Raw genomic sequence first — 25,483 nt, 5'->3', positions numbered from 1 at the left:
CCATTTCTAAGGCAAAGGCAGGCGCAGCGATCGATGAACAGGCCGCTCTTCGCTGGAAAGAGCGGCCCTGCTTCTTTGTTACCCGCCGATATACGACATTTCAATTTTCGCCCGTTGTTTCGCCGTTTCTTCCGTCCGTTCTTCCGAATAGCGGTCTGTCCGCTGGTTCCAAACCGCGGTGATCAACGACTTCAGTTCCTCTTTCGTCGCCCCGGCGCGCAGGTTGTCTTTCAACGATACGCCCTTCGAGGCAAACAAACACGTATACAGCTTCCCGTCCGCGGAAATGCGCGCCCGCGTGCAGCTGCGGCAAAACGTTTCCGTCACTGAGGCGATAAAGCCGACTTCCACCTCCGTGCCGACGTAGCGATAGCGGCTCGCCACTTCGCCGAAGTACGCTTTTTCAACCGGTTCGAGCGGATGCATGGCGTTGATTTGTTCATACATCTCTTTTTTCGTCACAACATGGGAGTAATCCCAGCCGTTCGTTGTGCCGACGTCCATAAATTCAATGAGACGGAGCGGAATGCCTTGTTCTTTGAAATAGGCCGCCATCGGCACGATTTGCGAGTCGTTCCATCCTTTTTTGACGACCATGTTCACCTTGACGCCGAGCCCCGCCGCCCGGGCGGCTTCAATGCCTTTTAACACCGGGGCGACGCCGACGCCGATGCCGTTCATTTTGCGGAAAATGTCATCATCCAACGCATCCAAGCTGACGTTGACGCGCTTTAGCCCGGCTTCTTTCAGCCGCTGCGCCCATTTCACTAAATGGACGCCATTGGTCGTCAAGCCGATATCGCGCAGGCCGGGAATCGCAGACAGCCGCGCCACAAGCGCATCCAAATCGCGCCTTAAGAGCGGCTCGCCGCCCGTCAGGCGGATTTTTTCGACGCCCAGCTCGACAAAGCATTCCGATAGAAGCGCCATTTCCTCGACCGTCAACAGCTCGCCTTCCGCCAAAAAGCGAAAATTCGGCCCGAACACTTCGGCCGGCATGCAATAGACGCAGCGAAAATTGCATTGGTCGATCACTGATAACCGCAAATCGCGAAGCGGGCGGGACAGGCGGTCCATGACGTTCGTTTGGTTGCGCTCGCCCATCGCGCTCCCTCCTTTCTGTTTCGTTCGCCGCACGCTGTTGTCAGGCGGCTTTGTTTATTCCCGTAAACGACCGAGTTTCGTCGCAAAGACCAATAAACTGAATGACAATCCGATCGTGACCGCCACCCATGCCCACGCGAACTCCATCCGCCCCGCTTCCATGGCCATGTAGACGGCGGTCGGGATCGTTTGCGTTTTTCCCGGAATATTGCCGGCGAACATGAGCGTTGCGCCAAACTCCCCGAGGCTGCGGGCAAACGACAGCACCGCTCCGGATAATAACGCGTGTCTGGCAAGCGGCAGCGAAATATACCAAAAGACTTGGCGCTCATTCGCCCCATCGATGCGCGCCGCCCCTTCAATGGTTGGATCGACCGCTTCAAGCCCGGCTTTGGCCGCCTGATACATGAGCGGGAATGACACGACCACGGCGGCCATCACCGCGGCACTAGGCGTAAACAGTACGGTCGTATGAAACGACGCTTCGATCCACCGGCCGATGGGGCTATGTCGGCCAAACAAGACGACGAGCAAAAAACCGACGACCGACGGCGGCAACACGAGCGGCAACATAAACGCCGTCTCCACCGCTGTCTTGCCGCGAAACCGGCGGCGCGCCATCCGCCTCGCCGCCGCTGTCCCTAAGACCGCGACAATCAAGCCAGCGAGGAGCGATACTTTGATCGATAACCAAACCGGTGACCAAAACGTTGTCATGGGTCAGCCTCTCTTTGTTCCATCTTCATCCTAACGATACGAAAACAAGCAGGTAAACGCTGTGATGCTGCTTACATTGATTGTATCATATGGGCGGGGAAATCCCGCTTAGAAAAATTTGTGACAACCTGCACAAAAAAGCGACAAACGCTGATTTTTTTCACGCTGTCCCCACTGTGATGTTTTTTTACAATAGAAATAGCCGAACAAATGGAGTTGTCGATCATGGAACGGCAAAGCCAAACGGCAGCGAACCACGATTTTTCCCGCTTGCGCTCCCCTAATCCTCGAAAATATGCGGCTTTATTTGTACTTTCATCATACACAGGTGAAGGAAACGGATTTGTGAGATTGATCACATTCTTGTCTGTTGTCACCATTTTGTCACCGTCGTTGCCACGGTTTTGTCACCTACAAAAAAAGTCCGTCCCCCAAAAGGAACGGACATGATCGGGCAAAACGGTTTTCCCATACGAACGAGCAGAAACGCTGTTGGGGCGCACACACGTCTTTCCAAACAGCCTGTTCCCTCACCCGCTCGCCCGTATCTCTTGCCTCATAAACAACCAATAAGCGATCGCAAAGCAGACGAGAGTGGCGGCAATCAGAGCAGTCGCTTGCGGCCAAATGAGCAAGACACTTTGCGAGAACGGCAGCGGGGCGGCAACAGCGCCGGCCGTTTGTTCCACGGTGACGATCCCTAGCGTCCGAACGTCCGGCGAAAGCAAAGCGGTCGTGGATTCGTTGAACAAGTAGCTCGGCGACAATCTCATGAGACCAAGCACCAACTCTTGACGGCCGACCGCCTGCTCAACGGACGTAATCGCATCAGACTGCAAAAACGACTTCGCAAATACTTCCACGATCATCGCGTAAAAAAGGTTGAAAAACAGCCAAACGGCCAGCGCTGACAACGCGGATGTCGCCGCCTGGCGGAAGATGACGGAAAACAAAATGCCGAGATTCAGCCAAAAGGCGATATACACAAGGCATAACAACAAAAAGCAGACCATGCGGGCAAACTCTTCGAAAGTAGGCGGAATCCCCAAGACCAAAATGCCTAATGCCGTCACAAGCAGGCCGAGCGAAAGAAACAACACCGCATTCAACAACAAAGCGGCGACAAACTTGCCGTTGATGACGTAATCGCGCGGGATCGGCTGCGCCATGAGCCGGCTCAGCGTCCCGCGATTCCGCTCCGAATTGATGGCATCAAATCCAAGCGCGATGCCGAGCAGCGGTCCGAGAAAACCGACAAACGTCACAAACGATGGCAGCGTTCCGTCCGAGACAGTGAATAATTTTAAAAACAAGTAGGCGCCTTTCGCGATTTCCTTGGCCTCTTCCGACGAATCGAGCGCATCCCGAATCGTCGTCATCGCCGTATACAGCGACCCGAAGCAAGTGAGCAAGATGAGAGCGATCAAAATGATCATGCGCCAACTCGTCAAATAATCGGCCAGTTCTTTTTTGACAATGGCCGAAAAGGCGCTGCTCGCCCCTCTTGTCCGCTTCTTCTCATCAAGCGCCCCCGCCTTCAGCCGTTTTCCCCATCTTTTTGCATATGAAAAACCACCGTTTTCCCATCGCCCCTTCTTACGGGCCTTCAACGTCCATCCCTCCCTTCAAAATAGCGGTGATAAATCTCATCGAGGCCGAAATGGCGGCGGCTCAGGTGGAACAAGAAAGCTTGGGATTCGATGATGGTTTTGCTGATGGCGGCGCTCACATCCGTTTGGCAATACACATCCCATCCATTTTCCGTTTGCTCCACTTTATTGACGCCCGGAATCGCCTCGATTTTGGCCCGTAAGGAAGCGTCAAGCGGTGAAGCGGCCACATGGATGACATAGGCATCCTGCAAAAACAGCTGTTGCGCGAGACGTTCCATATTCCCTTCGGCCAGCAGTTTCCCATCAACGAACAAACCGACCCGGTCGCAAATTTGCTGAACATGATGCAATTGGTGCGAGGACAGCAGTACCGTGATGCCTTCATTGCGGCTCAAATCGCGGATCAGCCGCAGCAGCTCACGCACTCCTTCCGGGTCGATGCCTAGCGTCGGCTCATCCAAAATGATCACTTCCGGATGCTTCATCAACACATCGGCCAAACCGAGCCGCTGCCTCATCCCCCGCGAGTATTTCCCCGCTTTTTTATGGGCTGCATCAGTCAAATTCACCTTCTCGAGCAGCTCCCATGCCCGCTTTTCCGCCTCAGTGCGAGGGATGCCGTTTAACGCCGCCGTATACAGCAAGTTTTCCAAGCCTGTCATGTGATGGTAAAATCCGACATCATCCGGCAAGTATCCGACTTTCCGTTTGACGTCAATTGGATTTCGCACCGGATCGATGCCGCATACACGCACCGAACCGGATGTCGGCTCGGTAAGCCCGAGCATCATTAAAATCGTCGTCGTCTTTCCGGCCCCGTTCGGGCCAAGAAGGCCAAAAATTTCTCCCTTTCGAATGGAAAGCGACAAATGGTCAACCGCCCGGTGGTCGCCATATGTTTTGCATAAGTTGTTCAGTTCGATGACGGCGGGTGCTGCCATGCTTACCTCCTCCCGTATGTTTTGATCAAATAATACAGCCCTCCGGCCACCCCGACAATGATCAACACCGCCACCACGCCCCAAACGGTTGACGTTTTGACTGAGACGCGAAACGCCGCCTCCGCCGACGTTTCCGCGGTTTGCGCCTGGAAGTTGACAACATAATCCCCGGCAATCGCTTCATCCGACGCTTTCACTTTCGCCTTGACGGTTTTGGAATCGCCAGGGTTCAGCTGATCGATCGTGCTTTGATCGAATTCCACTTCCCAGTCAGGCGGAGCGTCAGCCGTCATGTTGATGTTCAAAAGCGGGGTGCTTCCGGTGTTTTTAACGACCAGATCGATCACCCGTTCATTCCCCGCCGTCACATCGGTGCTCAAGTTTCCTGACGGCGTCGTCAGTTTCAGCTCATACGTGCCGGTAATGACCGCCTCTAATGTCAGCTCGGCCGATGTGTCGCTCGTTTGCGCTTTGATCGGGATTTTGTACGTGCCCGCTTTCACCTGTTCCGGCGGTTTGACCTCTACGGTAATGTCTCTCGATTCATTCGGCTCGAGTTTGACCGATGTCACGGAATTGCCTTCCGATTTGAACGTGACTTGCCACCCTTTTTCCGCCGCCGAACTTAACGCGTAATTTTGCGTCTTGGCGGTTCGGTTTTTCAGCGTGACATCATACGTGAAGCTCGAATCGGCATGCCCCTCAAGGTTCGTTTGATCCGACGTCAGTTCGGTTTTAAATGACCCTTGTTCCGTCACGCGGACAAGCAGCGGCAATTTCGCTGAACCGCTCTCCCCGTTGGCGACAAGCCAAAAGCGGTAATCCCCTTTGTCGACATCCAGCGGCACGTTCACTTCCAGCGTGACCTCTTCTTCTTTCCCGCCTCGGATGGAAAGCTGTTCAATCGTTCGCCCCTCCGCGGTAATCGATGTCGACCATCCTTTCGGCAGGCGGTCAAACGAGAAGGTGACATTTTCGATGCTGGAACCGTTGTTGATGACATTAACTGTATAGTCGATCGTCTCCCCCGGCGTCACGGAAAGCCCGGTGTACGGCGTGAAAAGAACAACGCCGCTTGCCGCCGAGGCTGGACGGATCGGAAGAAAAAGAGAAAAGAGAGTCAAGATCATGGCAACCATCGCAATCATCCTGCTTCGCACGACATTCACTCCCTCCTTCTGTTTTCATTTCGTATACGCCAGAAATCGATCAATGGATTTGTTTTGCAGGAGAAAAATTCAGTTGTAGAATAGATACAGAGCAACCATTCCAAGCATGCGTCGGGAGGTGGGCAAGATGGAAGACCGACGGGAAGACCTCGAACTGCTCGAGAAGATCGCCGAAGGCTCGCGCACCGCCTTTGACCGTTTCTACGAAAAATACGCCCCGATGGTCTATCATATCGCTCTTCGGATCGTCGGCGACGAGGCGGAGGCGGAAGATGTCAGCCAAGATGTGTTTCTCGAAATCTTGCAAAACCCCCATCAATTCGACCCGAAACGAGGAAGCGTTCAAGCCTTTCTTGCCGTAAAAACAAAAAGCCGGTCGCTCGACCGCCTGCGCAAGAAACGGGATTTGTTAGTGAACCGCCTTGAGGAAACGGCATTAAAAGAAAACGGGGCCGAATTCTATTTTCTCCGCCAACTGGAACAACAAGTCATTTTGGACGCCTTAACCCATCTCCCTGAGGCGCAGCGGCAAGCCATTATTCACTTTTATTTTCACGGGGAAACCCAACGGGAAATCGCTGCCGCCATGAACAAGCCGCTAGGCTCTATCAAATCGCTCATCCGCTACGGCTTGCGCAATTTGCGAAAACAAAAAGAGCTGTTCCGCTGGTTGGAAGCCGGGAGAGGTGAAAACAAGCATGAAGCATAGCCATATTCCGGAAACGAAAATCGTCGATTGGATGCTCGGAACGCTGCCGAAACAAGAAAAAGAAGCCGTGTCGAGCCATCTCCGCCAATGCGCCTTTTGTCAAAACGCGCTCAAAGCGTGGGAAGCGATCAGGATGGAAGCGACATCTCGATCCGGTGAGCCTCCTTCTGCCATGAAAGAGCGAATTTGGGCCAACATGGAGGCGCAAAAACAGGCGAAGCGAATGCAGCACCGTCTCCGGTGGGCGGTCGGGCTGGGGGGCGCGGCGCTCGTTGCCTTTCTTTTCTTCGTCCGCTCTTCCATTTCTGGCGATGGGAGCGTTGTTCCGCATGAACCAAGCAGCGACCATTACCGGTATGTCGTTGTCGAAGCCCCGCCCGAACGAATCGTTCATCATCCGGAAACGAAGCGGTTTTCAATCGAACCGTTAGCCCATTTCGAACAGCTGAACGGAACGATTTGGCTCAATGATGATACGAAAGAAATGGTGATGGAGATTGAAGGCCTCAAACCGTTCGCCGCTCGCGACTACCAATTGTGGATTGTGTACACGGATAATGAGATGAAAGGAGAGCTATTGACGATCCGCCATGGGGCATCGCGCATTTTGATCACCGGCGAGGACGTCAAACGGTTCAAACAAATTAAAGCGAGCCTCGAACCAAAAGGAGGAAGCGTGACGCCGACCGGGCCGGAAACGTTTATTGTCGATCTCGAACACGAATAGACGCCAAATACCCCCTCTTGCCACAGGCCAGCGGCCCGTGTCGCTCGCTCATTCATCCATCCGCGGCCGCAAAAAAGCCCCCGCTGCGTCCGGGGGCGGCAAGCCAAGCCGGGGACAGCCGCCCCCGTTGGCCTAGCGGCGGTTTGCTTCTTTGTTTCGCAGCGCCTTCGGAATATAGATGCAGTACGGTTCGCTTTCCAAATAGTCGACCGTTACGGCGTAAGCGCGTGAACGCGAGCCGCCGCACACGTGGCGAAATTCGCAGACGCCGCATTTTCCTTGAAATGACGGTGTTGATTTGTACGGGAATGTCGAGCTCATGCAAGTATTGAATCGCACGGATCGTTAAAGCAAATGAGCCGCTCGTGCCGCGGAAATGGTCGTGAATCTCGGCGTTCGGTCCGTCAAGGCTGAACGCCCAGCGCGCCAAGCCGACTTCTTTCGCCTTGCGGATCGCCTCTTTCGTCACGTTGGGCGTCGCGCTTGGCTTCATTGACACGCGCAACCCTTTATCGATCGCATATTTCGCCAAATCGTACACATCCGGCCGCATGAGCGGATCACCGCCGGTAAAAACAAGCATCGGCTGATCCATATCGTAAATCTCGTCAATGAGCTTTTTCCCTTCCTCAAACGTCAACTCGCGCGGGTCGCGGTGATATTGCGCCTCGGCGCGGCAATGAAGGCATTGTAATTGACACGCCCTTGTCAATTCCCAAATCACAATAAACGGATTTTCATTGAAATCGCGCATCCCATTCCCTCATTGCCTCCATTGTACCGCAATGGCTGGACGCGTTATGTGATATCCATCACATCCACAGCCGACGGTGATCGTGCCACGAGCGAAGATGACAGCCGTCTGAACAGGCGGTATAATATAAGTAAAAACGAGTGGAGATGAGACGATGCCAGACGGGATCTCGTACCACGCCAAAGATATTTTGTTCAAATCGCTCAGTGCATTGTACCAAAACCAAGCCCTCGATGTGTACGGACTTCACGGACTCCCGCGAATCAAAGCACTGCTGCCGAACGAATTTCCGTCTGTACGGGCCGATGACAAACGCGCCGACACCGTGTTTCTTCTCGAAGATGATTCCATTTTGCTTCTTGAGTACGAAAGCAACGAATGATTCATTGACAACCATTTGAAGTATCTTGAGTATGCTTGCCGAATCTTGCGCACATCCTACCAACAGGAAAAACGAATCCGGCCCATTCGCATTGTTGTGATTTACACGAGCGATGTCACAAGCGTTCACCAACATCTGGACGCCGGAGATGTGTTTCTTTCATCCAAGGCGGTGCTGCTTGGTGAATTCAACGGGGATGCGATTTTTCAAGCCATTGAAGAAAAAATCCATAACGGTGAACCACTGACTCCCGGCGAGACGATGAAGCTCATCCTCGTTCCGCTCATGCACACCCGCCTCGACCGGCAAACGATGATCGAAAAAACGATCGAACTGGCGAAAACGATCCGTGAGGAACCGAAACAGCTGCACATCATTGCCGGTGTGTTGACAGCCACAGACAAGTTTATTGACCCGTCATACGCCCAAAAAGTAAAGGAGTGGATGAAAATGAATAAAGTTTTTCGTTTACTCGTAGAAGATCTAGAGGGGTGGTGAAAAACCGCTGTCACACACGAATCGGCGGCATTTTCATTCAGAAAAGAAAGCTGATTTTGCAAGGCTTCTCTCATTGAGAAACGGATGGAATCAGCAGTATTTTGCACTAAATCACCAGCCTCCTAGAACAGGAAAAAGAGAAAGCGGTCAAACAAGCGGAAAAACAGAAAGCCATCGAAATCGCGAAAAACTTGCTTGACGTCCTGCCGATTCACGAAGTCGCGAAACGAACGGGGCTGACTGTCGCCGAAGTGGCAGAGTTGGCGAAGGAAATGGATCAAAATCAATCTCCAGTCCAATAACGCAAAAGAGCCGAGGTCGTTCGGCTCTTTTTTCGCACTGTTGCCGTTTCATCATTGACAACGGAACGTTATTGGACAGGTGAAATCATTTTTCATGATGAGCGTCTTTCTGTATCAAGCACATTTGGTGGTGAAGAGCCGGGTGGTCAAGGATCGCTCTTCCGATCAGCAAAAGATGGATCCTCCCGTCTTATCGGTACTCTTCCTCCGTATTGACATTGCGCCATACGGTTTCATCGGCGGCAAGCGGTTGGGCGTCAACATAGCGGATGCGGGCGCCGTCAAGAAGCGAAACCATCCGTCGTTCGCCGGCATCGAGCAGCTTGGCGATCAGCGGGCGAAGCCGCCGGTGGTACAGGGCAACCAATGGCTCCGGGCGGCCGGCATGGAGCGGAACGACAGCGTCAAAGGACGGATCGGCATAGGCGGCGAGCCGTTCCGTTACGTCCTTGTTCATATACGGCATGTCGCACGGCAGAATGAACACCCAATCGGATCGGCTCTGTTCCATGGCGGTGTAAATACCAGCAAGCGGCCCAAAACCGCGGTAACGCTCCACATCGAGCAGCACCGGGATGTCCGTTCGCCGACGAAACTCGCCGACAAGCGCCGGATGACTGATGAGATACAACTCATCGGCGATCGGAGCCAGCGCGGCGACAGACCAAGCGAAAAACGGCGTGCCTTGATGCAGCGCGAACGCCTTTGGCCGCCCGAACCGGCGCGACTGGCCGCCGGCCAGCACCACTCCAGCAATCGTTTGTTTCATCACACTCCCCCTTCCGGACCTCGTCTGTTCCTACCGTACCATACGAACCGGCGAGAAAAAAGATATCCGCCTGTCGCGACAAATCTTAGACTAGTCGAACAGCCATCACCCGTTGGCAAGGAAGCATGTTTGTCGTTCCGCTTCTGAAAACGACCTGTTAATCAGCGATTGATAACGCCCGTAGTGGACCGAAAAAAACGTTCTCCGTAAAGTCTTGACTGACTCTTAGCAGCAAATTTGCTCATAACATTAGCCTTCTTTGTAGTATAATGAATTATATACTTGCATCATAACCGCTCAAGCCTTAGGATGCGGTGACGAGCGTCGCCGCCCGCAGTTGAACATGTGCAATCCCCATGAAAGGAGAAATGGCGGTTGGAAGAGCTCGTTGGCTTTTGCGCGCAATGCGGCAAGCCGATCCATTGTTTGCATGGGTTTTTAAACGGAGTGGTCAGTCGCGAAACCGAGATGTTGTACTGCTTTCCATGCCATGACAAACAAAAGGAGAACGAACACGCTAAGCCAGACAAATGCCACCAGTGATTGAAAACGTTCACAAAAGCTAGGCACAGCGGAATGCCGCTGTGCCTATTTGTTCTTTTTCCGCTACAGCTCTTCCCCTTCACCGCGCGTTGAAGACAAACGTTCAACAGCCACGTCAACAAAGGAACGATGACAAAGCAGGGCAATGCGATGCACCCAAAATACCGAATCCACCTGGGAAATCCCGACTAATCGAAGACTTCCCGCTTCATCGCCCCCTCCCGCTGCTATGCGGTCCCACTCTTCGGTCAGCGAAAATACCCGATCATCCATCCGTTGCTTCTCTTCTACGGATTGTCTTTTGTACCTCGCGTTGCTTTTTCATAGTCAGAGGCCATAATGCCTCCTTCCATTGATGCCATCTTAAACCGTTTGACTTGACTAGCCGCCGCTCCCTTCACGAGCATGCCAGAGGACAAAGGTCCGTTCCTAGCTGGCCATAGCCCCCACTCATTCCTTCACCCGCAACAGGCGCATGCTGTTGAAGGTCACGAGCAATGTGGCGCCCATATCAGCGAACACCGCGAGCCAAAGGGTGAGCCAGCCGGGGATGGCGGCAATGAGCGCTAACGCTTTTAACCCTAAGGCAAAGGCAATGTTTTGCTTGATGATCGCAAGCGTCCGGCGACTGAGGCGAACGGTGTATGGCAATTGGCGCAAGTCGTCGGCCATCAGCACGACGTCCGCCGTTTCCAGAGCGGCATCCGTCCCCGCTCCGCCCATCGCCACACCGATATCGGCCGCGGCCAAAGCGGGGGCGTCATTCACCCCGTCACCGACCATGGCCGTTATGCCATAACGGTGTTTCAGCTCGCGGATCGCTGCCAGCTTCTGCTCCGGAAGCAGCCCGGCGTGAATGGCCGACACGCCCGCTTGGCGGCCGATGGCTTGGGCGGTTTGTTTATGGTCGCCGGTTACCATGGCGATCTCTTTGACCCCGAGACGCCGCAATGCCGCAACGGTCGCCGCGGCGGACGGCCGCGGTCGATCAGCCGCCGCGATCAATCCTAACAGCCGACGGGCCGTGCCGATCGCCATCACCGTTTTTCCTTCTTGGCGGAAGGCGGCGATTCGCTCCTCCGCTTCACCCGGCAAACGGCCGAGCACCTCGGCGAGCAAGGATGGGCGGCCGATGTAGTACGTTTCGTTTCCAACGACCGCCCTCACCCCTTGACCCGTCAACGACTGAAATTCATCCACCGGCACGTCAAGAAACGGCACGCCTTCCTCTTTCGCCTGACGGACGACAGTGGAAGCGAGCGGGTGCTGCGACCGTTTTTCGATGGCTGCCGCCACCGCCAGCAGTCGTTCACGGCTTCCTTCATACACGACGACATCGGTCACGGACGGTTTCCCTTCCGTTAACGTCCCGGTTTTATCAAAGGCAACCGCTCGCAGCCGGCCGATTTGTTCCAAGTATACCCCGCCTTTGATGAGCACGCCGCGCCGGGCTGCATGGCCGAGAGCGGTAACAATTGCCACCGGTGTCGAGATGACGAGCGCACACGGGCAGCCGATGACGAGAACAGCGAGGCCGCGATACACCCAATCAAGCCAATTGCCGCCCACGACAAGCGGTGGAATGACAGCGACAAGCAGGGCCACAATCATAATGAACGGCGTATAATAGCGGGCAAACCGATCGATGAACGCTTGCGACGGCGCCCGCTCCGCCTGCGCCTCTTCAACGAGATCGATCATTTTCGCCAACATCGTTTCGTCCGCACGCTTCGTCACTTTCACTTCCAGGAATCCTTCCCCGTTCAGCGTCCCAGCGAACACCGCATCGCCGACCGTTTTTTCCAACGGGATGCTTTCGCCGGTCATCGCCGCCTCATTGACCGTAGACGCCCCATTGACGACAACGCCATCCAAAGGAATTTTCGCGCCTGGTTTCACGATCATGACCTCTCCGAGGCGAACGTCTTCGACCGGAACGGTCACTTCCTCCGCACCGCGCCGGATCGTCGCTTCAGCGGGCGCCATTTCCAGCAGCGATGCGATCGACCGCCGCGCTCGGTCCATCGAGTAGCGCTCGAGCGCTTCGCTTATGGCAAACAAAATGACAACGACCGCTCCCTCTTGCCATTCGCCGATCGCCGCCGCACCGAGAATGGCGATCGTCATTAACGTGTTCATGTCCAACTGCCAGCGGGCCAAATTCCGCAGCCCCGTCCAAAACAAGGAATAGCCGCCGAGCGCGATCGCCGCCAAATACATCGCGACCGCCATTCCTCCGCTGTCCGCCGCATCGGCCGCAATGCCAATCAGAAGCAATACAGCAGAGACGAGGACGTTTCGGTTCTCTTTCTTCTTCCAAAACGGCTCCCGACGGATAGTGCGCTCGCGTTCTTCGCGAATTTTCAGGCGTTCAAACGCTCCGGCTTGTTCCAGTTCTTCCACCGTCGCCTCGCCCCACACCGTGAGTTTGGCGGCGCCGAAGTTGACTTTCGCTTCTTTGACGCCGGGCAAAGCTTTGACGTTGCGCTCAAACTTGGCAGCGCAATTTGCGCACGTTAACCCTTGCACCCGGTATGTTTTGGCCCCGACCCGGTCCAATGTTTGTTCATTCGCCACGGTGATCCCCCTCTTTCTGATGGGCGAGCGCGACAAGCAACAGCTCGCGAATATGGTCGTCATCGAGCGAATAAAAGGCGAGTTTTCCCTCTTTCCGATATTTCACGATGCCTTGTTTATACAAAATGCGCAAATGATGCGATGTCGTTGCCACCGTCGCCCCGATGACGTTCGCTAAGTCGCAGACGCACAACTCTTCCTCGCCGCAAAGCGCATAGACGAGTTTCGCCCGGTTTTCATCAGCCAACGCTTTGAAAAACGGCACAATCGACGCCATGTTTTCCTCATTCAGCCGGCGCTGAATCCGCCTGACCTTCTCCTCGTCGTAACAGTAAACATCGCATACATCTTGGCGGTTCATTCCGTTCCTCTCCTTACCAACATTCAAATAGTTGTTTGAATATAGAATATCATATCCCCTTTTGATATTCAAATATTCATTTGAATGAAAAAAAGTTCCCTGTATGACAAAAATCCGCCTTCGTCGCAGCGAAAGGCGGATCTCGGTCTGATGAACGCGCCGCGGCCATGAGGCCCATTGCCGTCGGCTTCCCCTATACGTATTCGCGAAACCAACGCACCGTCTCCAAAAACGCTTCGCGCGTCACTTTATGGCCGGCGTGCGGATCGGTGATGAATTGCAGCCGGTCTTCGTTCCCTTCATAAAGTGGTTTAATTTGCTGATAAAACTCATATGTATAAGCATACGGGACGACTTGGTCGGCTTTCCCGTGCCAGATGAACAGCGGCCGCCCGGCGAGTTTTTCCGGTTGTTTCGATAAATCATAGCGGGCAAGCTTTTCTTTTTCCAACGCCAACAACGCCGGCGGCATCGGAATGTCGATTTGGCGCCGCTTCCCTTCTTCAATCATGGCATCAAAAAAGGCGCTGAAATTCGGGCAGCCCATCAGCGCCACTGCCGCCCTCACCCACGGATAGACGGCGAGCGCTCCGAACGTGACGATCCCACCCATCGACGTTCCGGCAAGCCCAATTCGTCCCGAATCAGCCAGCCCGCGGCTCACAAGGTCGTTTTTCATCTCGTCGATTTCACTGATCGTGCGCACCACAATGTCCCAAAACGACAACTGCAATTTCCGTTCGCTCAACCCTTCGTCCCGCTCGCCGTGAAACAGCGCATCGGGAAGCACAACGCGATAGCCCGCCTCGGCGAGCAAGTAGCCGAAATGCAAATTATGTTCTTTGGCGCTCGTAAAGCCGTGAATAAAGAAAATGAGCGGAAGCGGTTCGTCCCGTTTTTCCGGCTGAACGACATGTAGAACGGGCACGCCGGCCAACTGTTGTTGTTCAATGATCACCATCGCTGCACAAACTCCTTTTCTTTTTCCATCGCTGTATAGTGTACCATATGGACAGCGATTTTGGAAAAGAGTTACACTAGGTAATGAGAAAAACAAAGGCAAAGGAGTCAGACATGAAGCCATATTTAATTGCTTTGGATTTGGATGGAACGTTGTTGAGAGAGGATAAGACGATTTCCCCGCTGACCAAAGAGGTCATCCGCCGCGCCATTGACGCCGGCCATGTTGTCGTCATCGCCACCGGTCGGCCGTACCGGGCGAGCCGCATGTATTACGAGGAACTGAACCTCACGACACCGATCGTCAATTTCAACGGCGCGTTTGTCCACCACCCGCGCCAACCGTCATGGGGAATCCACCATGTTCCGTTGCCGTTGCCTGTTGTGAAAGACATCGTCGAACTTGGGGAAACGTATCGAATCAAAAACATTTTGGCGGAAGTGATGGACGACGTCTATTTTCACGAACATGACGAAGTGTTGCTCGACATCGTCCGCCTCGGCAACCCGACGGTGAAAATTGGCGATTTGCGCCGCTCGCTCGGCAAAGACCCGACGAGCGTGCTCGTGTATACAGACCGTGATCATATCGAACAAATCCAGTCCCATTTATCCAATGTATATACCAACGTATTGCACCATCGCCGTTGGAATGAACCTTGGCACGTGATTGAAATCGTCCGCCGCGGCGTCCATAAAGCCGCTGGTTTAAAACAAATCGCCGATCACTTCGGCATCCCTCGGGAGCGAGTGATCGCCTTTGGCGACGAAGACAACGATTTGGAGATGATTGAGTGGGCCGGATTGGGCGTCGCCATGGGCAACGCCATCGAACCGCTGAAAACGATCGCCGATGATGTGACGAAAAGCAACGAAGAAGACGGCGTTGGCTTGTATTTACAAGACGTTCTAGCCCTGTAGCCATGCCGATTTCCCCGCTACGGGAGGCTTCTCGCGCCTCCCAACCGCTTCTTTCCGCCCTTGCATTGCTTTTTGTCCTTCCTGTCGTGTCAAGCGGATTTCCGCTTCAGAGCGACGAACGGCGGTTTTGTAACGAATTTCCTTACTACTGTTCCCCGCCCGCGGTTACACTATACGTGACGCAACGTGCGTCTTCATTTTTTAAAGGGGGAATCCGTCGTGGGCAAACGAAACAAATCGAAGCGTTTCGTCCAGCAAAGCGTCGATGCAGTCGAACGGCATGACAAACGAATCCCTTACCATTTGACGTACGCCGAAGCGGAAGCACGAAAAGCGGAAAAAGCGGTGGAAACGTCGCTTGGGGGCGTGTAGCGATGGGCAACCGTTTGTTTCAAGAAGCGCGAAAAGCGGTCGCCCAAGCGAAGCAAGCCGCCAACGGTGAAATCGACATGAGCGTCGACCGCGCTGTCGCCATCGCCAAAAACGCGTTGTCTTCAGCTTACGCGCATTCCAATGCGGCGGAAAAAGCGCAGTTGCGTCAATTTCAAGCTGAGCTTGATGGGCTCACTCAATAACCGCTGCGGGCTTCCCGCAGCTCTTTTTTTCGCCCGCTCCCGATTTTCCGTTGTATTCCGAGCTGAAAACCGCTACACTGAACATAGAAACATGAATCACCGTTCACCTGCGAAAACGGTTGGTTCATCCGACCGAGCCGCGGGGAACGCGGAAGGAGAAAAGAGGAGGACGAAAAATGTCCATTCAAATCATTACCGACAGCGGCGCGGATTTGCCGCAATCGTACATTCGTGAACATCATATCGCTTTTTTGCCGCTCGTCGTCCATTGGAACGGCCAAGACTACGAAGATGGGGTGACGATCGAGCCGAAACAAGTGTATGACGCCATGCGCCAAGGACAGGCGGTGAAAACGGCCCAACCGAGCCCCCTGACGATGAAGGAGCTGTTTTTGCCGTACGCCAAAGAAAATCGGCCATGCGTGTACATCGCCTTTTCCTCGAAATTATCCGGTACATACCAGACCGCCATGGCCGTCCGCAGCGAACTGCTTGACGAATACCCTGAGTTTCGCCTGACGATCATCGACTCGAAATGCGCCTCGCTCGGCCAAGGGCTTGCCGTCATGAAAGCGGTCGAGTTGGCTGAACACCACACCCCATACCACTTGCTTTGCGAAACGATCGAGGCGTACTGCCGCCATATGGAACACATTTTCACCGTCGACAATCTCGACTATTTGGCGCGCGGCGGCCGCATCAGCAAAACCGCCGCCGCCTTCGGAGGTTTGCTCAACATCAAACCGCTTCTTCATGTCGAAGACGGCGCCCTCGTTCCGCTGGAAAAGCTGCGCGGGCGGAAAAAAGTGTTGAAGCGGATGGTCGAGTTGATGGGCGAACGTGGCGACGATCTTCAAAAACAAACAATCGGCATCAGCCATGCCGATGACGAAGAAACAGCGCTTGAACTGAAGCGGATGATCGAAGAAACGCACGGCTGCACGCGCTTTTTCCTCTCCGACATCGGCAGCGCCATCGGCGCCCACGCCGGACCGGGGACGATCGCTCTGTTTTTTCTGAATCAATACATTGAAATCTGACGCGAAACGAAACAGAGGCGCCTGCTCAACACAGGCGCCTCTCCCTTCTCATTGACGACAGCCCACGCTCACCCTATCCTCCTGCGTCCCCCATCGCTTAAAGCCTCTCCCTTCTCATTGCTGACAGTCCTCTATTCATTACAGATCCGCAAGCGGGCCAGTGGCCGCGGAAAACCTTTCCGTTATTTTCCCATCAACTCCCTCTATATTTCCTGTTCAGTTGCCCATACTAATACTACACGATCGGAATGCAGGGAGGGCTGGTCCATGCCAAACACAAGCGACAACGATAAAAAAGCGCGCGACAACCAAGCGAAGCGCCATGAAAAAAACATGATGCGCGAGAAAAACCGGGAAGCCGGGAAATTCGCGTATTCGAAGAAGACGGATCATCTATAAGCGAACTGACAAAAAGGCGGCCGAACGACCGCCTTTTTACCTTTGTCTTTCCATGTGCTTTTCCTCTTCGTTGACTTGAAACTGACTCATCGCCTCACGCAATTCATCTGTCAACTCGCGGAGCGTTGTTGCTTTTTCCTTCATTCGTTCAAATGCGGCAAGCTGTTCAGTCATCGATGCGGCGATTTGTTCACTGCCGGCAGCCGATTGTTGAACAACGGCACTAATACTTTCCACATTTTTGAACACTTGTTCCTCACGCCATTTTAAGTCGGAAAACGCATCGGCAAGTGCTTGGAGATCAGCGGAAATGCTTGTGACGGTCTCGTCAATTTTCGCAAACGCCTTTGTTGTTACTTCGGCCGACTCCGATTGCTCGCGCGCCATCTCCATCCCGTTGGTCACCGCATCGGTGACGGACGCAACACCGCGCTCAATCAATGAAACAGTCGCAAAAATTTGCTTCGTTGCTTGAGCCGATTGTTCGGCTAGCTTTCTCACCTCATCAGCCACAACGGCAAACCCTTTCCCCGCTTCACCGGCGCGGGCTGCTTCAATCGCCGCGTTGAGTGCCAACAAATTCGTCTGTTCGGCGATCTCAGCGACTGAGGCTGCCATTTGTTGAATGTGGCTCGCATACCCAGCCAATTGTTTTGTCGCCTGTTCAATCAGGCGAGTTGCTTCAACGCTTTGGTGAATAAGGCGCATTTGCTGCTCCATGGCTGCCCGGCCGCTTTCGACCGCTTCTAACGCCGCGCTGCCATAACGGGCCGTTTGCTCGGTCCTCTCTGCCGTTTTGGCAAACGTTTCATCCATTTTTTCGATTTGTTCCACCGCTTGCTGTAATTCCTCGGCGATATTTTGTGTCCCAGTGGAAAGTTCATTGACCGACACCGTGACTTGTTCATGAATGGAAGTGAGCGTTTGTTGCTCAGCTTCCATCTCTTGAGCAAACTGTTCCACTTGTTTACTTGCTTTCCCAACTGATCCTAGCAATTGCTTTAGTTGCTCGACCATTGCAGCAAACGCCTCGTTTAATGAACCGAGCTCATCCTTGGCCCGGTAATCGACACGAGCGACGATCAAGTTTCCGCTTGCAATTTCCCCCGCATTGGCCGCCAACTGTCGGAGCGGAGACGTAATCGAACGAGTAAGACGCCAGCTCGCCAATCCGGAGATCATCATCAACAAGGCGCTGCCGATCACAGCCGTCCCAATGACCGTTTGAATTTGTTGCTTCAAATCTTTCTGGACAGCCTGATAGCGGTCATTCGTCTCCCAACCGAGAACAACAACATCGTTGATCGCCCCTTCAATGCGCATGGCTTGGCGCCGCACCTCTGCCGCATCCTTTTTCGCGAACGCTGTTCCGACCGCCTGTTTCACAGCGGCAAATTTCGTTCCCGCTTTCTCGATCAAAGAACGAAAACGCGGTTGTTCAACCGCTGTTTTGAGCTCCTCTAACCGTTGATCCACGACGTGAAGCTGCGCCAACGCCTGTTGTTTATTCCCTTCCGTCATATTGTAGGAAGCGCTGTTTAAGCTTTGCTTTGCCCCCTTCATATCAGCTTCCAACTGTCTTACTGAAAGCAGCACCGGAACGATATCCTCGTTTTTCTCCTGAATCGATAACATGGTGGCAATGATGTAACCGATGATGCCGATGGCGGCCACGAGTGCAACGAAAGCATGCAGCCATAGTTTTTGGCGAATCGTCATGGTCCTCCCCTTCTCTTTTTAGTTTGTTGCGATTTGTCCGTCGATGATTTTTTGCGCCCAACTGTCAACCAGACGTTGCTTTTGTTCATCCCACGGAATGACCCGGATCGGTGCCAAACCGACTCCGTCTTTGGCCAATCCTAACGTAACCGTGCCCTCGGGCCATTGTTTTTGCTTCACATAATGCTTGATCACTTGATAAAGCGCAACATCAATATTTTTCACCATCGAGGTGATCACCGCTTTTTCCGCGTAAATATATTGGTCGCTGTCGACACCGATCGCATACTTTCCACGCGCTTCGGCCTCGCGAAGCGCGCCAATGCCGGTAAACCCAGCCGCCGTATAGATGACATCGCACTGCTTAGCAAACAGCTTCTTCGCCCATTGTGCGCCAAGATCAGCATTGCCAAAATCACCTGCATAGACGGTTGTCACCTTTGCTTGCGGCTTGACAGACCGCACCCCTTTCTCAAATCCGTCAGCAAACTTCCGGATTAACGGCACATCGGCTCCGCCGATAAACCCGACATGATTTGTTTTCGTTGCCAACGCCGCTACCACTCCAGCCAAAAAACTTCCTTCTTCCTCTTTAAAGGTAATCGATGTCACATTAGGCAGCGTCGATTCCGCATCAATCAGAATAAACCGTTGTCTTGGGTATTGTTTCGCGACGTTTTCCAAATCGTTTTGCACCATAAATCCCAGCCCAATGACCACGTCATTGCCGGCGGCGACCAATTCTTTCAACCCTTGCTCATATGTCTTTGTTTCACTAAGCTCACGATAGTCAAACTGAACACCTAATTCGTCCCGCGCCTTGATCAAACCGCGAAACGCGGCATCGCTAAACGACTGATCCCCCAGTCCGACGTCTGACAACATAATACCGACTTTTACTCTTTTTTTCTGCACAGCGGGGGCATGAGGCGAACAGCCGGCTACCAATACCATAAGCCCCAACAAAAAATAGCATAGTCGTCTGCACCGATTCATCTCCCTGTCTCCTTCCCATGATGTCCATTAACATATATCGGCGGAATTGGAGGATGTTTTAGCGTTTTAACCAAAAATCTTCTTATTGTTCTCTTCTTCCATTTGCTTATGGTTGTGTTCGCTGCCACCTTTTTCTATAATGAAAGTACATCACACGCCCGGGAGGTTTCGTATGTCGAAGGAAAGTTCGTTTGATATCGTCTCGAAAGTCGATTTGGCTGAGGTGGCGAACGCTATCAATATCGCGATGAAAGAAATCAAAACGCGCTATGACTTTAAAGGAAGCAAAAGCGACATTTCGCTCGAGAAAGACGAGCTCGTTCTCATCTCCGACGATGAGTTTAAGCTGGAGCAGCTGAAGGACGTGCTCATCGGCAAGCTCATTAAACGCGGGGTGGCGACGAAAAACATCCAATACGGCAAAATTGAGCCGGCCTCAGGCGGCACGGTGCGCCAGCGCGCCAAGCTTGTCCAAGGAATCGACAAAGACAACGCGAAAAAGATCAACACGATCATTAAAAACACGGGGCTGAAAGTGAAAAGCCAGGTGCAAGATGACCAAATTCGCGTCAGCGGCAAAAGCAAAGACGACTTGCAAAAGGTCATCGCCGCCATTCGCGAAGCGGATTTGCCAATTGAGGTGCAGTTTGTGAATTATCGTTAAGCGGATGAGGGAATCCTCGATCCGCTTTTTTGGTTTACAGGGAGAACGATCGAAGGCCGTGATTTCAGATAAAAATGGGGGCTTCTAATTCTTTCTTTTGGGAGAAATAAGAACCGCAACGTTTTCTGTTCTCGCCAGCCGCACCGATCGGAGCGAACAACACGTTTTTGACCAGCCTTACAAAAAGCTCTTGGACAACGGTTTGCCCTCCACCTGGGGATGAAAATCACCGCTCGCCGGCGCGAGATTTCCACGGAACGTTTGAAAGAAAAGCTAGACGGCGCGTTGTGAGGATGGACCGTCCTGAAATTGGGCAAACAGCGGTCGCATAATATCGGCCACTGAGCCGGCAGACGACCCCTACATGCCAACGGCCGCCCGCCCGGTCAGCACGCCAAGAACAATGATGACCAACGCCGCGCCCGCGATCGGACCGACAAGGCGCATCGCCTCTCCTTCCCCACCGGGGCGGCCGAGTGTTGAGGCGACGAGCGCGATTCGCGCCGGGGACGCCATCGTCATATTCGACGCGGCGACGTTTTGTGCGGCGGCGTACCAGATGGCGGGCTCATGCAGTTGTTTTTTGACTTTTTCCGTCACATGGCGAGGAATCAAAGCGGCGATGACGAATAAAAGAGTAAACGTATCTTTGCCAAAGGGGTGTGCCAATGAGCATCGGCCAAGAATATTTGCGAGTGGTGCGCGCGCGCTTTCTCGACATGAAAACGATCGCCGAACGAGCGATGGCTCAATGTTCGGAGGAACAACTGTTCCATTGTTTTCATGAGGAGGCCAACAGCATCGCCATCATTGTCAAACATATGAGCGGAAATATGGTGTCGCGCTGGACAGACTTTTTGTCATCGGATGGGGAAAAACCGAACCGCAACCGCGATGATGAGTTTATCAACGATTTTCATACGCGCGAAGAAGTCATGGCCTGCTGGGAAAAGGGGTGGTCCGCTTTGTTTCAGACGCTCAGCGAACTGCAAGAAACGGACTTGTTGCGGACGGTCACGATCCGCGGTGAGCCCCATTCTGTCATCGAAGCGATTGAGCGACAAATGTACCATTATTCGTATCATATCGGACAAATCGTCTATATCGCGAAACAGCTGAACGCCGAGCGCTGGAAAGCGTTGACGATCCCGAGAAAAAGAAAACGCTAGCCCCCCAGCAAAAAGCGGGGGCGTGTCAAGTTTTTTCAGACACGCCCTCGCTCATCCGGCAATGGTTTATTTTTGCTGCATCTTAAACTGCAAAAACAACTCATTATAGTAGGCGAGCATACGTTTCCCTAAGTTTTCGTACACTTCCAAGCGCCCTGCCGCATCCAAATCCGGGTAAAAGCGCCGGTCATTGGCGATGTCTTTTGGCAAATAGCGAAGCGCCGCGCGATTCGGCGTCGAGTAGCCGACATATTCGGCGTTTTGCGCCGCGTGTTTCGGGTCAAGCATAAAATTGATAAACGCGTGCGCGCCTTCGATGTTTTTCGCTGTTTTCGGAATGACCATGTTGTCAAACCATAAATTGGATCCTTCCTTGGGCACGACATAGTCCAACGCTTCGTTTTCGGAAATGATTTCCGCCGCATCGCCCGACCAGACGACACCGACCGCCGCCTCTTCGTTGGCAAGAAGCAGTTTGATTTCATCGCCGACAATGGCCTTCACATTCGGCATAAGCCGGTCGAGCTTTCGTTTTGCCTCTTGCAGATGCTGCTTGTTCGTATCGTTGAGCGAATAGCCGAGGCTGTTTAACGCCATCCCCATCACTTCGCGCGCCCCGTCAACAAGCAAAATTTGATTGCGCAAATCCGGGTCCCATAAGTCGTTCCAGCTGGTGATCGTTTTGCCACCCAGCATCCCGCGGTTGTAGACGATGCCGACCGTCCCCCAAAAATACGGCACCGAATAGCGGTTATGTGGGTCAAACGACAAATCGAGAAACCGCGGTTCAATGTATTTCAAGTTCGGGAGTTTGCTATGGTCGAGGGGCAAAAGCAAGTTTTCCTCGATCATCTTGCTGATGTCGTAATCGGACGGAACGGCGACATCAAACGTCGCGCCGCCTTGGGCGATTTTCGCCATCATCGCCTCGTTCGAATCAAACGTTTGGTAAACGACTTTCCAGCCGGTTTCTTTTTCAAACTTCCGAATCAGCGCCGGGTCGATGTAATCGCCCCAGTTGTACACGCTGACCGTCTTGTCGCCTCCATATCCTTCCGCTTCGTTGAGCCGATGGGTCATGAACATCAGGGCGAACGCGGCGATGAATATAGCGGCAAACCCTTGAACGAGCCGTTTCATCTACTTTCGTCCCCCTATTCCGTACATGCGGCCGCCTTTTTGACTGAGCACGTAATAGCCGACGACCAGCAGCATCGTAAACAAAAACAGCAATGTCGACAGCGCATTGATTGATAGAGAAATGCCTTGACGCGCCCGCGAATAAATTTCGACCGACAACGTCGAGAACCCGTTCCCTGTCACAAAAAACGTCACGGCAAAATCATCGAGCGAATACGTGAGTGCCATAAAAAACCCAGCCCAGATGCTCGGCGTCAAAAACGGGAGGATCACCCGCGACAGCACTTGCCGCGATCCTGCCCCCAAATCGCGCGCCGCATCGATCCATGTCGGGCTCATCTCCTCAAGCTTGGGCAGCACCATCAGCACGACAATCGGCACACTAAAGGCGATATGGGACAACAGCACGGACACAAACCCCAGCTTGATGCCGGCCAGCGTAAACAACAATAAAAACGAAGCGCCGATGATGACGTCCGGGCTGACGATCAGCACGTTGTTGAGAGCAAGCAGCGTATTTTTCATCCGCTGCCGCTTGACATAGTAAATGGCCAATGCCCCGATGACGCCCAAAATCGTGGCCACCGCCGCCGACAATAACGCGACGACCAGCGTATTGAGCACAATGATCAACAAACGGTCATCCGATAGCACCTCGCCATACCATTCCAGTGTGAAAGATTGAAAATCGTGCATCGTCCCGCCGCTGTTGAACGAATAATACATCAAGTACCCAATCGGCGTGTACATGATGGCAAACACAAAAAGCAAATAGACGCGCCCCCACCGATGTGTGCGTTTCATCGACTTCCCTCTTTCCTTCCGCTTCCTGTCAAAAAGACAATGACCGCCATCGCGATCATGAGCACAACCGCAATCGTCGCCCCCATCCCCCAATCTTGGGTGACGAGAAAATGCTGCTCAATGGCCGTGCCAAGCGTAATGACGCGGTTACCCGCAATGAGGCGCGTAATCATAAACAGCGACAACGCCGGGATAAACACCGCCTGGCAGCCGGCCTTCACCCCACCGAGGGTGAGCGGGAACACGACGCGGCGGAACGTCGTCCACCCGGACGCGCCCAAATCGCGGGCGGCATCAATGAGTGACGGCGGCATTTCTTCCAGCGCATTAAAAATCGGCAGCACCATAAACGGAATAAAAATGTACACGGAGACGAACACAAAGCTGAAATCGGTGAACAACAGCTGGCGCGCCCCGAGGCCGATCGCCTGCAAAAAAGCGTTGGCCAATCCATATGTGCCGAACAGCCCTAAAAACGCATACACCTTCAGCAGCAAATTCACCCACATCGGCAAAATGAGCAACAGCAGCCATAGCTGCTTATGCCGCGTTTTCGTCAGCCAATACGCGGTCGGATAGCCGATCAACAAGGAGGCGAGCGTAATCAGCAGCGCGTACCAAAACGAATACGCCATCATTTTCAAATAAATGGGCGTCAGCACCTTTTCATAATTGGCCAGCGTCCACTGTCCGTCGATATCCAAAAACGACTCATACACGAGAAAGACGAGCGGCGCAATAACAAACAACACCAGCCATGCCGCATAGGGGATCAAATACCAGTTTCGCCATGCCCGTTCCATCCTTCGTCCCCTTTCCTGCGCTCGGCTCGCATGACATGAATCGCTTCCGGTTCAAAGCGAAGCCCGATCGTTTCCCCGACTTCCGCTTTTTTCGTTGAATGAACGAGCCATTCATTGCCGTTTTCATCATAGCCGCAAATTTCATAATGAACGCCGCGGAACAAAAGCGAATCGACGCGAATGACGATTTGGCTGTCTTCCGGTGCGGCGAGCTCCAAATCTTCCGGGCGAATGACAACATCAACCGGTTCGTTGGACGCAAAGCCGCGGTCAACGCAGGCAAACTGTCGGCCGGCAAATTCGACGAGAAAGTCTGCGATCATGCGCCCCGACAAAATGTTCGATTCGCCGATGAAATCAGCAACAAACCGATTGACCGGCTCATCGTAAATCTCTTTCGGCGTCCCAAATTGCTGAATTTTCCCTTTATGGAGGACAAAAATATAGTCGGACATCGCCAGCGCTTCTTCTTGATCATGCGTGACGAAAATAAACGTGATCCCCAGCCGGCGCTGCAATTCGCGAAGCTCGTACTGCATTTCCGTGCGCAGCTTCAAATCCAGCGCCGAGAGCGGTTCATCAAGAAGCAGCACTTCCGGCTCATTCACGATCGCCCGGGCAATCGCGACGCGCTGCCGCTGGCCTCCGGACATTTCCTGAATGCGGCGGCGTTCATACCCTTCCAAGTTGACAAAACGGAGCGCTTCCTTCACCTTTTGGCGAACGTCCGCTTCTTTCATTTTTTTCACCCGCAAACCAAAAGCGACATTTTCAAACACATCCAAATGCGGAAACAAGGCGTAATCTTGAAACACCGTATTGACTTGCCGCTTGTTGGGCGGAACGTGATTCATCGGCTTCCCGTGAAAATAAATCGTCCCTTGTGTCGGTTCAATAAACCCGGCGATCAGCCGCAAAATCGTCGTCTTCCCACATCCGGACGGACCTAGCAGCGTATAAAATTTGCCTCGCTCCATCTCAAAACTCACGTCGTCCAATACCGCTGTCCCATCGTATTCCTTCGTCACATGGTCAAAGCGGATGATTGCTTGTCCGCTCACCTTCGCCCCCCCTACTCCACCTATTTCCGTCATTTCTAATGAAAGCATACTCAGCGTAAAAAAGGC

The 25,483-nt window shown here is 53.3% G+C and carries 27 protein-coding genes and 3 pseudogenes; 11 read left to right on the top strand and 19 right to left on the bottom strand.

Translation table 11 applies throughout. The annotated features are described in order from the left end of the window. Positions 1-78: 78 nt before the first annotated feature. The 6 genes from moaA to GC56T2_RS03740 form a co-directional block, all read right to left on the bottom strand. The gene (moaA, locus tag GC56T2_RS03765; RefSeq protein WP_144973159.1) at positions 79-1,104 is read right to left on the bottom strand and encodes a GTP 3',8-cyclase MoaA; all 1,026 of its coding nucleotides are present in this window, start codon (positions 1,102-1,104) and stop codon (positions 79-81) included. 54 nt (positions 1,105-1,158) lie between these two features. Beyond that, the gene (gene modB / locus GC56T2_RS03760; protein WP_144973157.1) at positions 1,159-1,821 is read right to left on the bottom strand and encodes a molybdate ABC transporter permease subunit; all 663 of its coding nucleotides are present in this window, start codon (positions 1,819-1,821) and stop codon (positions 1,159-1,161) included. 71 nt (positions 1,822-1,892) lie between these two features. Next, complete coding sequence (locus tag GC56T2_RS03755; protein WP_144973155.1) at positions 1,893-2,198, bottom strand: hypothetical protein; 306 nt, start codon at positions 2,196-2,198, stop codon at positions 1,893-1,895. Positions 2,199-2,351: 153 nt separating this feature from the next. Further along, on the bottom strand, positions 2,352-3,431 hold the full coding sequence (locus GC56T2_RS03750; protein WP_144973153.1) for an ABC transporter permease: 1,080 nt from the start codon (positions 3,429-3,431) through the stop codon (positions 2,352-2,354). Then, entirely contained in the window at positions 3,428-4,375 is a 948-nt protein-coding gene (locus GC56T2_RS03745) for an ABC transporter ATP-binding protein (RefSeq protein ID WP_144973151.1), read from the bottom strand. Before GC56T2_RS03745 ends, GC56T2_RS03750 begins: the two co-directional genes overlap by 4 nt. Positions 4,376-4,377: 2 nt before the next feature. Then, the gene (locus GC56T2_RS03740) at positions 4,378-5,544 is read right to left on the bottom strand and encodes an NEW3 domain-containing protein (protein WP_144973149.1); all 1,167 of its coding nucleotides are present in this window, start codon (positions 5,542-5,544) and stop codon (positions 4,378-4,380) included. Between the two features lie 127 nt (positions 5,545-5,671). Between GC56T2_RS03740 and GC56T2_RS03735 the strand changes: the two genes are divergently transcribed. Together GC56T2_RS03735 and GC56T2_RS03730 are read left to right on the top strand one after the other, a co-directional pair. After that, complete coding sequence (locus tag GC56T2_RS03735) at positions 5,672-6,253, top strand: sigma-70 family RNA polymerase sigma factor (RefSeq protein ID WP_144973147.1); 582 nt, start codon at positions 5,672-5,674, stop codon at positions 6,251-6,253. Beyond that, positions 6,243-6,980, top strand: coding sequence for an anti-sigma factor (locus tag GC56T2_RS03730; protein WP_144973145.1), 738 nt, complete (start codon positions 6,243-6,245; stop codon positions 6,978-6,980). The genes GC56T2_RS03735 and GC56T2_RS03730 overlap by 11 nt, the downstream gene beginning before the upstream one ends. A 132-nt stretch (positions 6,981-7,112) precedes the next feature. Here GC56T2_RS03730 and GC56T2_RS03725 read toward each other — a convergent pair. After that, positions 7,113-7,734, bottom strand: a pseudogene (locus tag GC56T2_RS03725) (radical SAM protein). A gap of 154 nt (positions 7,735-7,888) precedes the next feature. On the opposite strand from GC56T2_RS03725, the pseudogene GC56T2_RS03720 reads away from it, so the two are divergent. After that, positions 7,889-8,610, top strand: a pseudogene (locus GC56T2_RS03720) (transcriptional regulator); the annotation flags it as partial. Between the two features lie 126 nt (positions 8,611-8,736). Then, a pseudogene (locus GC56T2_RS18000) lies at positions 8,737-8,916 on the top strand (transcriptional regulator); the annotation flags it as partial. 190 nt (positions 8,917-9,106) lie between these two features. On the opposite strand, the gene GC56T2_RS03705 reads toward GC56T2_RS18000, so the two are convergent. The 5 genes from GC56T2_RS03705 to yjfP all read right to left on the bottom strand — a co-directional run bounded on the left by GC56T2_RS03705 (position 9,107) and on the right by yjfP (position 14,127). Further along, positions 9,107-9,685: a molybdenum cofactor guanylyltransferase gene (locus GC56T2_RS03705; protein WP_144973143.1), complete on the bottom strand. Its 579-nt coding sequence runs from the start codon at positions 9,683-9,685 to the stop codon at positions 9,107-9,109. A gap of 606 nt (positions 9,686-10,291) precedes the next feature. After that, positions 10,292-10,501 (bottom strand): hypothetical protein, encoded by a 210-nt coding sequence (locus tag GC56T2_RS03700; RefSeq protein WP_253263993.1) that lies wholly within the window; start codon positions 10,499-10,501, stop codon positions 10,292-10,294. Between the two features lie 177 nt (positions 10,502-10,678). Beyond that, positions 10,679-12,805: a heavy metal translocating P-type ATPase gene (locus GC56T2_RS03695; RefSeq protein WP_144973141.1), complete on the bottom strand. Its 2,127-nt coding sequence runs from the start codon at positions 12,803-12,805 to the stop codon at positions 10,679-10,681. Then, positions 12,795-13,166, bottom strand: a complete 372-nt coding sequence (locus GC56T2_RS03690; protein WP_144973139.1) for an ArsR/SmtB family transcription factor — start codon at positions 13,164-13,166, stop codon at positions 12,795-12,797. The genes GC56T2_RS03695 and GC56T2_RS03690 overlap by 11 nt, the downstream gene beginning before the upstream one ends. Before the next feature lie 193 nt (positions 13,167-13,359). Then, on the bottom strand, positions 13,360-14,127 hold the full coding sequence (yjfP, locus tag GC56T2_RS03685) for an esterase (RefSeq protein ID WP_144973138.1): 768 nt from the start codon (positions 14,125-14,127) through the stop codon (positions 13,360-13,362). Positions 14,128-14,240: 113 nt separating this feature from the next. Here yjfP and GC56T2_RS03680 point away from each other — a divergent pair, with 113 nt between their 5' ends. The 5 genes from GC56T2_RS03680 (at position 14,241) to GC56T2_RS03665 (ending at position 17,061) form a co-directional block, all read left to right on the top strand. Then, positions 14,241-15,047 carry a Cof-type HAD-IIB family hydrolase gene (locus tag GC56T2_RS03680; RefSeq protein ID WP_144973136.1) on the top strand — a complete coding sequence of 269 codons (807 nt, stop codon included), beginning with the start codon at positions 14,241-14,243 and terminating at the stop codon, positions 15,045-15,047. A 219-nt stretch (positions 15,048-15,266) separates the two neighbouring features. After that, positions 15,267-15,419, top strand: a complete 153-nt coding sequence (locus tag GC56T2_RS17715; protein WP_165570920.1) for a hypothetical protein — start codon at positions 15,267-15,269, stop codon at positions 15,417-15,419. A gap of 2 nt (positions 15,420-15,421) precedes the next feature. Further along, complete coding sequence (locus GC56T2_RS03675; protein WP_144973134.1) at positions 15,422-15,622, top strand: DUF3813 domain-containing protein; 201 nt, start codon at positions 15,422-15,424, stop codon at positions 15,620-15,622. Positions 15,623-15,798: 176 nt separating this feature from the next. Beyond that, positions 15,799-16,662 (top strand): DegV family protein, encoded by an 864-nt coding sequence (locus GC56T2_RS03670; protein ID WP_144973132.1) that lies wholly within the window; start codon positions 15,799-15,801, stop codon positions 16,660-16,662. A 267-nt stretch (positions 16,663-16,929) separates the two neighbouring features. After that, on the top strand, positions 16,930-17,061 hold the full coding sequence (locus tag GC56T2_RS03665; RefSeq protein ID WP_008879040.1) for a DUF3941 domain-containing protein: 132 nt from the start codon (positions 16,930-16,932) through the stop codon (positions 17,059-17,061). Between the two features lie 36 nt (positions 17,062-17,097). On the opposite strand, the gene GC56T2_RS03660 is transcribed toward GC56T2_RS03665, so the two are convergent. Both GC56T2_RS03660 and GC56T2_RS03655 read right to left on the bottom strand, forming a co-directional pair. Continuing rightward, the gene (locus tag GC56T2_RS03660; RefSeq protein WP_144973130.1) at positions 17,098-18,780 is read right to left on the bottom strand and encodes a methyl-accepting chemotaxis protein; all 1,683 of its coding nucleotides are present in this window, start codon (positions 18,778-18,780) and stop codon (positions 17,098-17,100) included. A gap of 18 nt (positions 18,781-18,798) precedes the next feature. Next, on the bottom strand, positions 18,799-19,776 hold the full coding sequence (locus GC56T2_RS03655) for a BMP family lipoprotein (RefSeq protein ID WP_144973128.1): 978 nt from the start codon (positions 19,774-19,776) through the stop codon (positions 18,799-18,801). A 172-nt stretch (positions 19,777-19,948) separates the two neighbouring features. Between GC56T2_RS03655 and GC56T2_RS03650 the strand changes: the two genes are divergently transcribed. After that, positions 19,949-20,440, top strand: a complete 492-nt coding sequence (locus tag GC56T2_RS03650; protein ID WP_144973126.1) for a YajQ family cyclic di-GMP-binding protein — start codon at positions 19,949-19,951, stop codon at positions 20,438-20,440. 360 nt (positions 20,441-20,800) lie between these two features. On the opposite strand, the gene GC56T2_RS03645 is transcribed toward GC56T2_RS03650, so the two are convergent. After that, positions 20,801-21,109, bottom strand: a complete 309-nt coding sequence (locus GC56T2_RS03645; RefSeq protein ID WP_144973124.1) for a hypothetical protein — start codon at positions 21,107-21,109, stop codon at positions 20,801-20,803. On the opposite strand from GC56T2_RS03645, the gene GC56T2_RS03640 reads away from it, so the two are divergent. Then, entirely contained in the window at positions 21,109-21,609 is a 501-nt protein-coding gene (locus GC56T2_RS03640; RefSeq protein WP_031405225.1) for a DUF1572 domain-containing protein, read from the top strand. The two genes, GC56T2_RS03645 and GC56T2_RS03640, sit on opposite strands and share 1 nt — an antisense overlap. 66 nt (positions 21,610-21,675) lie before the next feature. Here the strand turns inward: GC56T2_RS03640 and GC56T2_RS03635 are convergent, their stop codons facing one another. The 4 genes from GC56T2_RS03635 to GC56T2_RS03620 are packed head-to-tail and all read right to left on the bottom strand — an operon-like array spanning position 21,676 to position 25,417. Next, positions 21,676-22,749 carry an ABC transporter substrate-binding protein gene (locus tag GC56T2_RS03635; protein ID WP_144973121.1) on the bottom strand — a complete coding sequence of 358 codons (1,074 nt, stop codon included), beginning with the start codon at positions 22,747-22,749 and terminating at the stop codon, positions 21,676-21,678. Beyond that, a complete protein-coding gene (locus GC56T2_RS03630) occupies positions 22,750-23,553 on the bottom strand; it encodes an ABC transporter permease (RefSeq protein ID WP_144973119.1) in 804 nt (267 codons plus the stop codon). After that, positions 23,550-24,356: an ABC transporter permease gene (locus GC56T2_RS03625; RefSeq protein ID WP_144973117.1), complete on the bottom strand. Its 807-nt coding sequence runs from the start codon at positions 24,354-24,356 to the stop codon at positions 23,550-23,552. The genes GC56T2_RS03630 and GC56T2_RS03625 overlap by 4 nt, the downstream gene beginning before the upstream one ends. Continuing rightward, positions 24,326-25,417 (bottom strand): ABC transporter ATP-binding protein, encoded by a 1,092-nt coding sequence (locus GC56T2_RS03620; RefSeq protein WP_144973115.1) that lies wholly within the window; start codon positions 25,415-25,417, stop codon positions 24,326-24,328. Before GC56T2_RS03620 ends, GC56T2_RS03625 begins: the two co-directional genes overlap by 31 nt. Between the last annotated feature and the right edge of the window lie 66 nt (positions 25,418-25,483).

The sequence above is a fragment of the Geobacillus sp. C56-T2 genome (assembly GCF_007829715.1).
Classification (GTDB): domain Bacteria; phylum Bacillota; class Bacilli; order Bacillales; family Anoxybacillaceae; genus Geobacillus; species Geobacillus icigianus.
Note: the sequence above shows the minus strand (reverse complement) of the source record. Positions and strands in the feature narration are given on the sequence as shown.

Bases quoted from the DNA above. Each gene is read 5' to 3' on its own strand.
- moaA (WP_144973159.1), bottom strand. From the start codon at position 1,104: ATGGGCGAGCGCAACCAAACGAACGTCATGGACCGCCTGTCCCGCCCG.
- modB (WP_144973157.1), bottom strand. From the start codon at position 1,821: ATGACAACGTTTTGGTCACCGGTTTGGTTATCGATCAAAGTATCGCTC.
- GC56T2_RS03745 (WP_144973151.1), bottom strand. From the start codon at position 4,375: ATGGCAGCACCCGCCGTCATCGAACTGAACAACTTATGCAAAACATAT.
- GC56T2_RS03735 (WP_144973147.1), top strand. From the start codon at position 5,672: ATGGAAGACCGACGGGAAGACCTCGAACTGCTCGAGAAGATCGCCGAA.
- GC56T2_RS03730 (WP_144973145.1), top strand. From the start codon at position 6,243: ATGAAGCATAGCCATATTCCGGAAACGAAAATCGTCGATTGGATGCTC.
- GC56T2_RS03705 (WP_144973143.1), bottom strand. From the start codon at position 9,685: ATGAAACAAACGATTGCTGGAGTGGTGCTGGCCGGCGGCCAGTCGCGC.
- GC56T2_RS03700 (WP_253263993.1), bottom strand. From the start codon at position 10,501: ATGGATGATCGGGTATTTTCGCTGACCGAAGAGTGGGACCGCATAGCA.
- GC56T2_RS03690 (WP_144973139.1), bottom strand. From the start codon at position 13,166: ATGAACCGCCAAGATGTATGCGATGTTTACTGTTACGACGAGGAGAAG.
- yjfP (WP_144973138.1), bottom strand. From the start codon at position 14,127: ATGGTGATCATTGAACAACAACAGTTGGCCGGCGTGCCCGTTCTACAT.
- GC56T2_RS03680 (WP_144973136.1), top strand. From the start codon at position 14,241: ATGAAGCCATATTTAATTGCTTTGGATTTGGATGGAACGTTGTTGAGA.
- GC56T2_RS03675 (WP_144973134.1), top strand. From the start codon at position 15,422: ATGGGCAACCGTTTGTTTCAAGAAGCGCGAAAAGCGGTCGCCCAAGCG.
- GC56T2_RS03670 (WP_144973132.1), top strand. From the start codon at position 15,799: ATGTCCATTCAAATCATTACCGACAGCGGCGCGGATTTGCCGCAATCG.
- GC56T2_RS03665 (WP_008879040.1), top strand. From the start codon at position 16,930: ATGCCAAACACAAGCGACAACGATAAAAAAGCGCGCGACAACCAAGCG.
- GC56T2_RS03660 (WP_144973130.1), bottom strand. From the start codon at position 18,780: ATGACGATTCGCCAAAAACTATGGCTGCATGCTTTCGTTGCACTCGTG.
- GC56T2_RS03655 (WP_144973128.1), bottom strand. From the start codon at position 19,776: ATGAATCGGTGCAGACGACTATGCTATTTTTTGTTGGGGCTTATGGTA.
- GC56T2_RS03650 (WP_144973126.1), top strand. From the start codon at position 19,949: ATGTCGAAGGAAAGTTCGTTTGATATCGTCTCGAAAGTCGATTTGGCT.
- GC56T2_RS03640 (WP_031405225.1), top strand. From the start codon at position 21,109: ATGAGCATCGGCCAAGAATATTTGCGAGTGGTGCGCGCGCGCTTTCTC.
- GC56T2_RS03635 (WP_144973121.1), bottom strand. From the start codon at position 22,749: ATGAAACGGCTCGTTCAAGGGTTTGCCGCTATATTCATCGCCGCGTTC.
- GC56T2_RS03630 (WP_144973119.1), bottom strand. From the start codon at position 23,553: ATGAAACGCACACATCGGTGGGGGCGCGTCTATTTGCTTTTTGTGTTT.
- GC56T2_RS03625 (WP_144973117.1), bottom strand. From the start codon at position 24,356: ATGGAACGGGCATGGCGAAACTGGTATTTGATCCCCTATGCGGCATGG.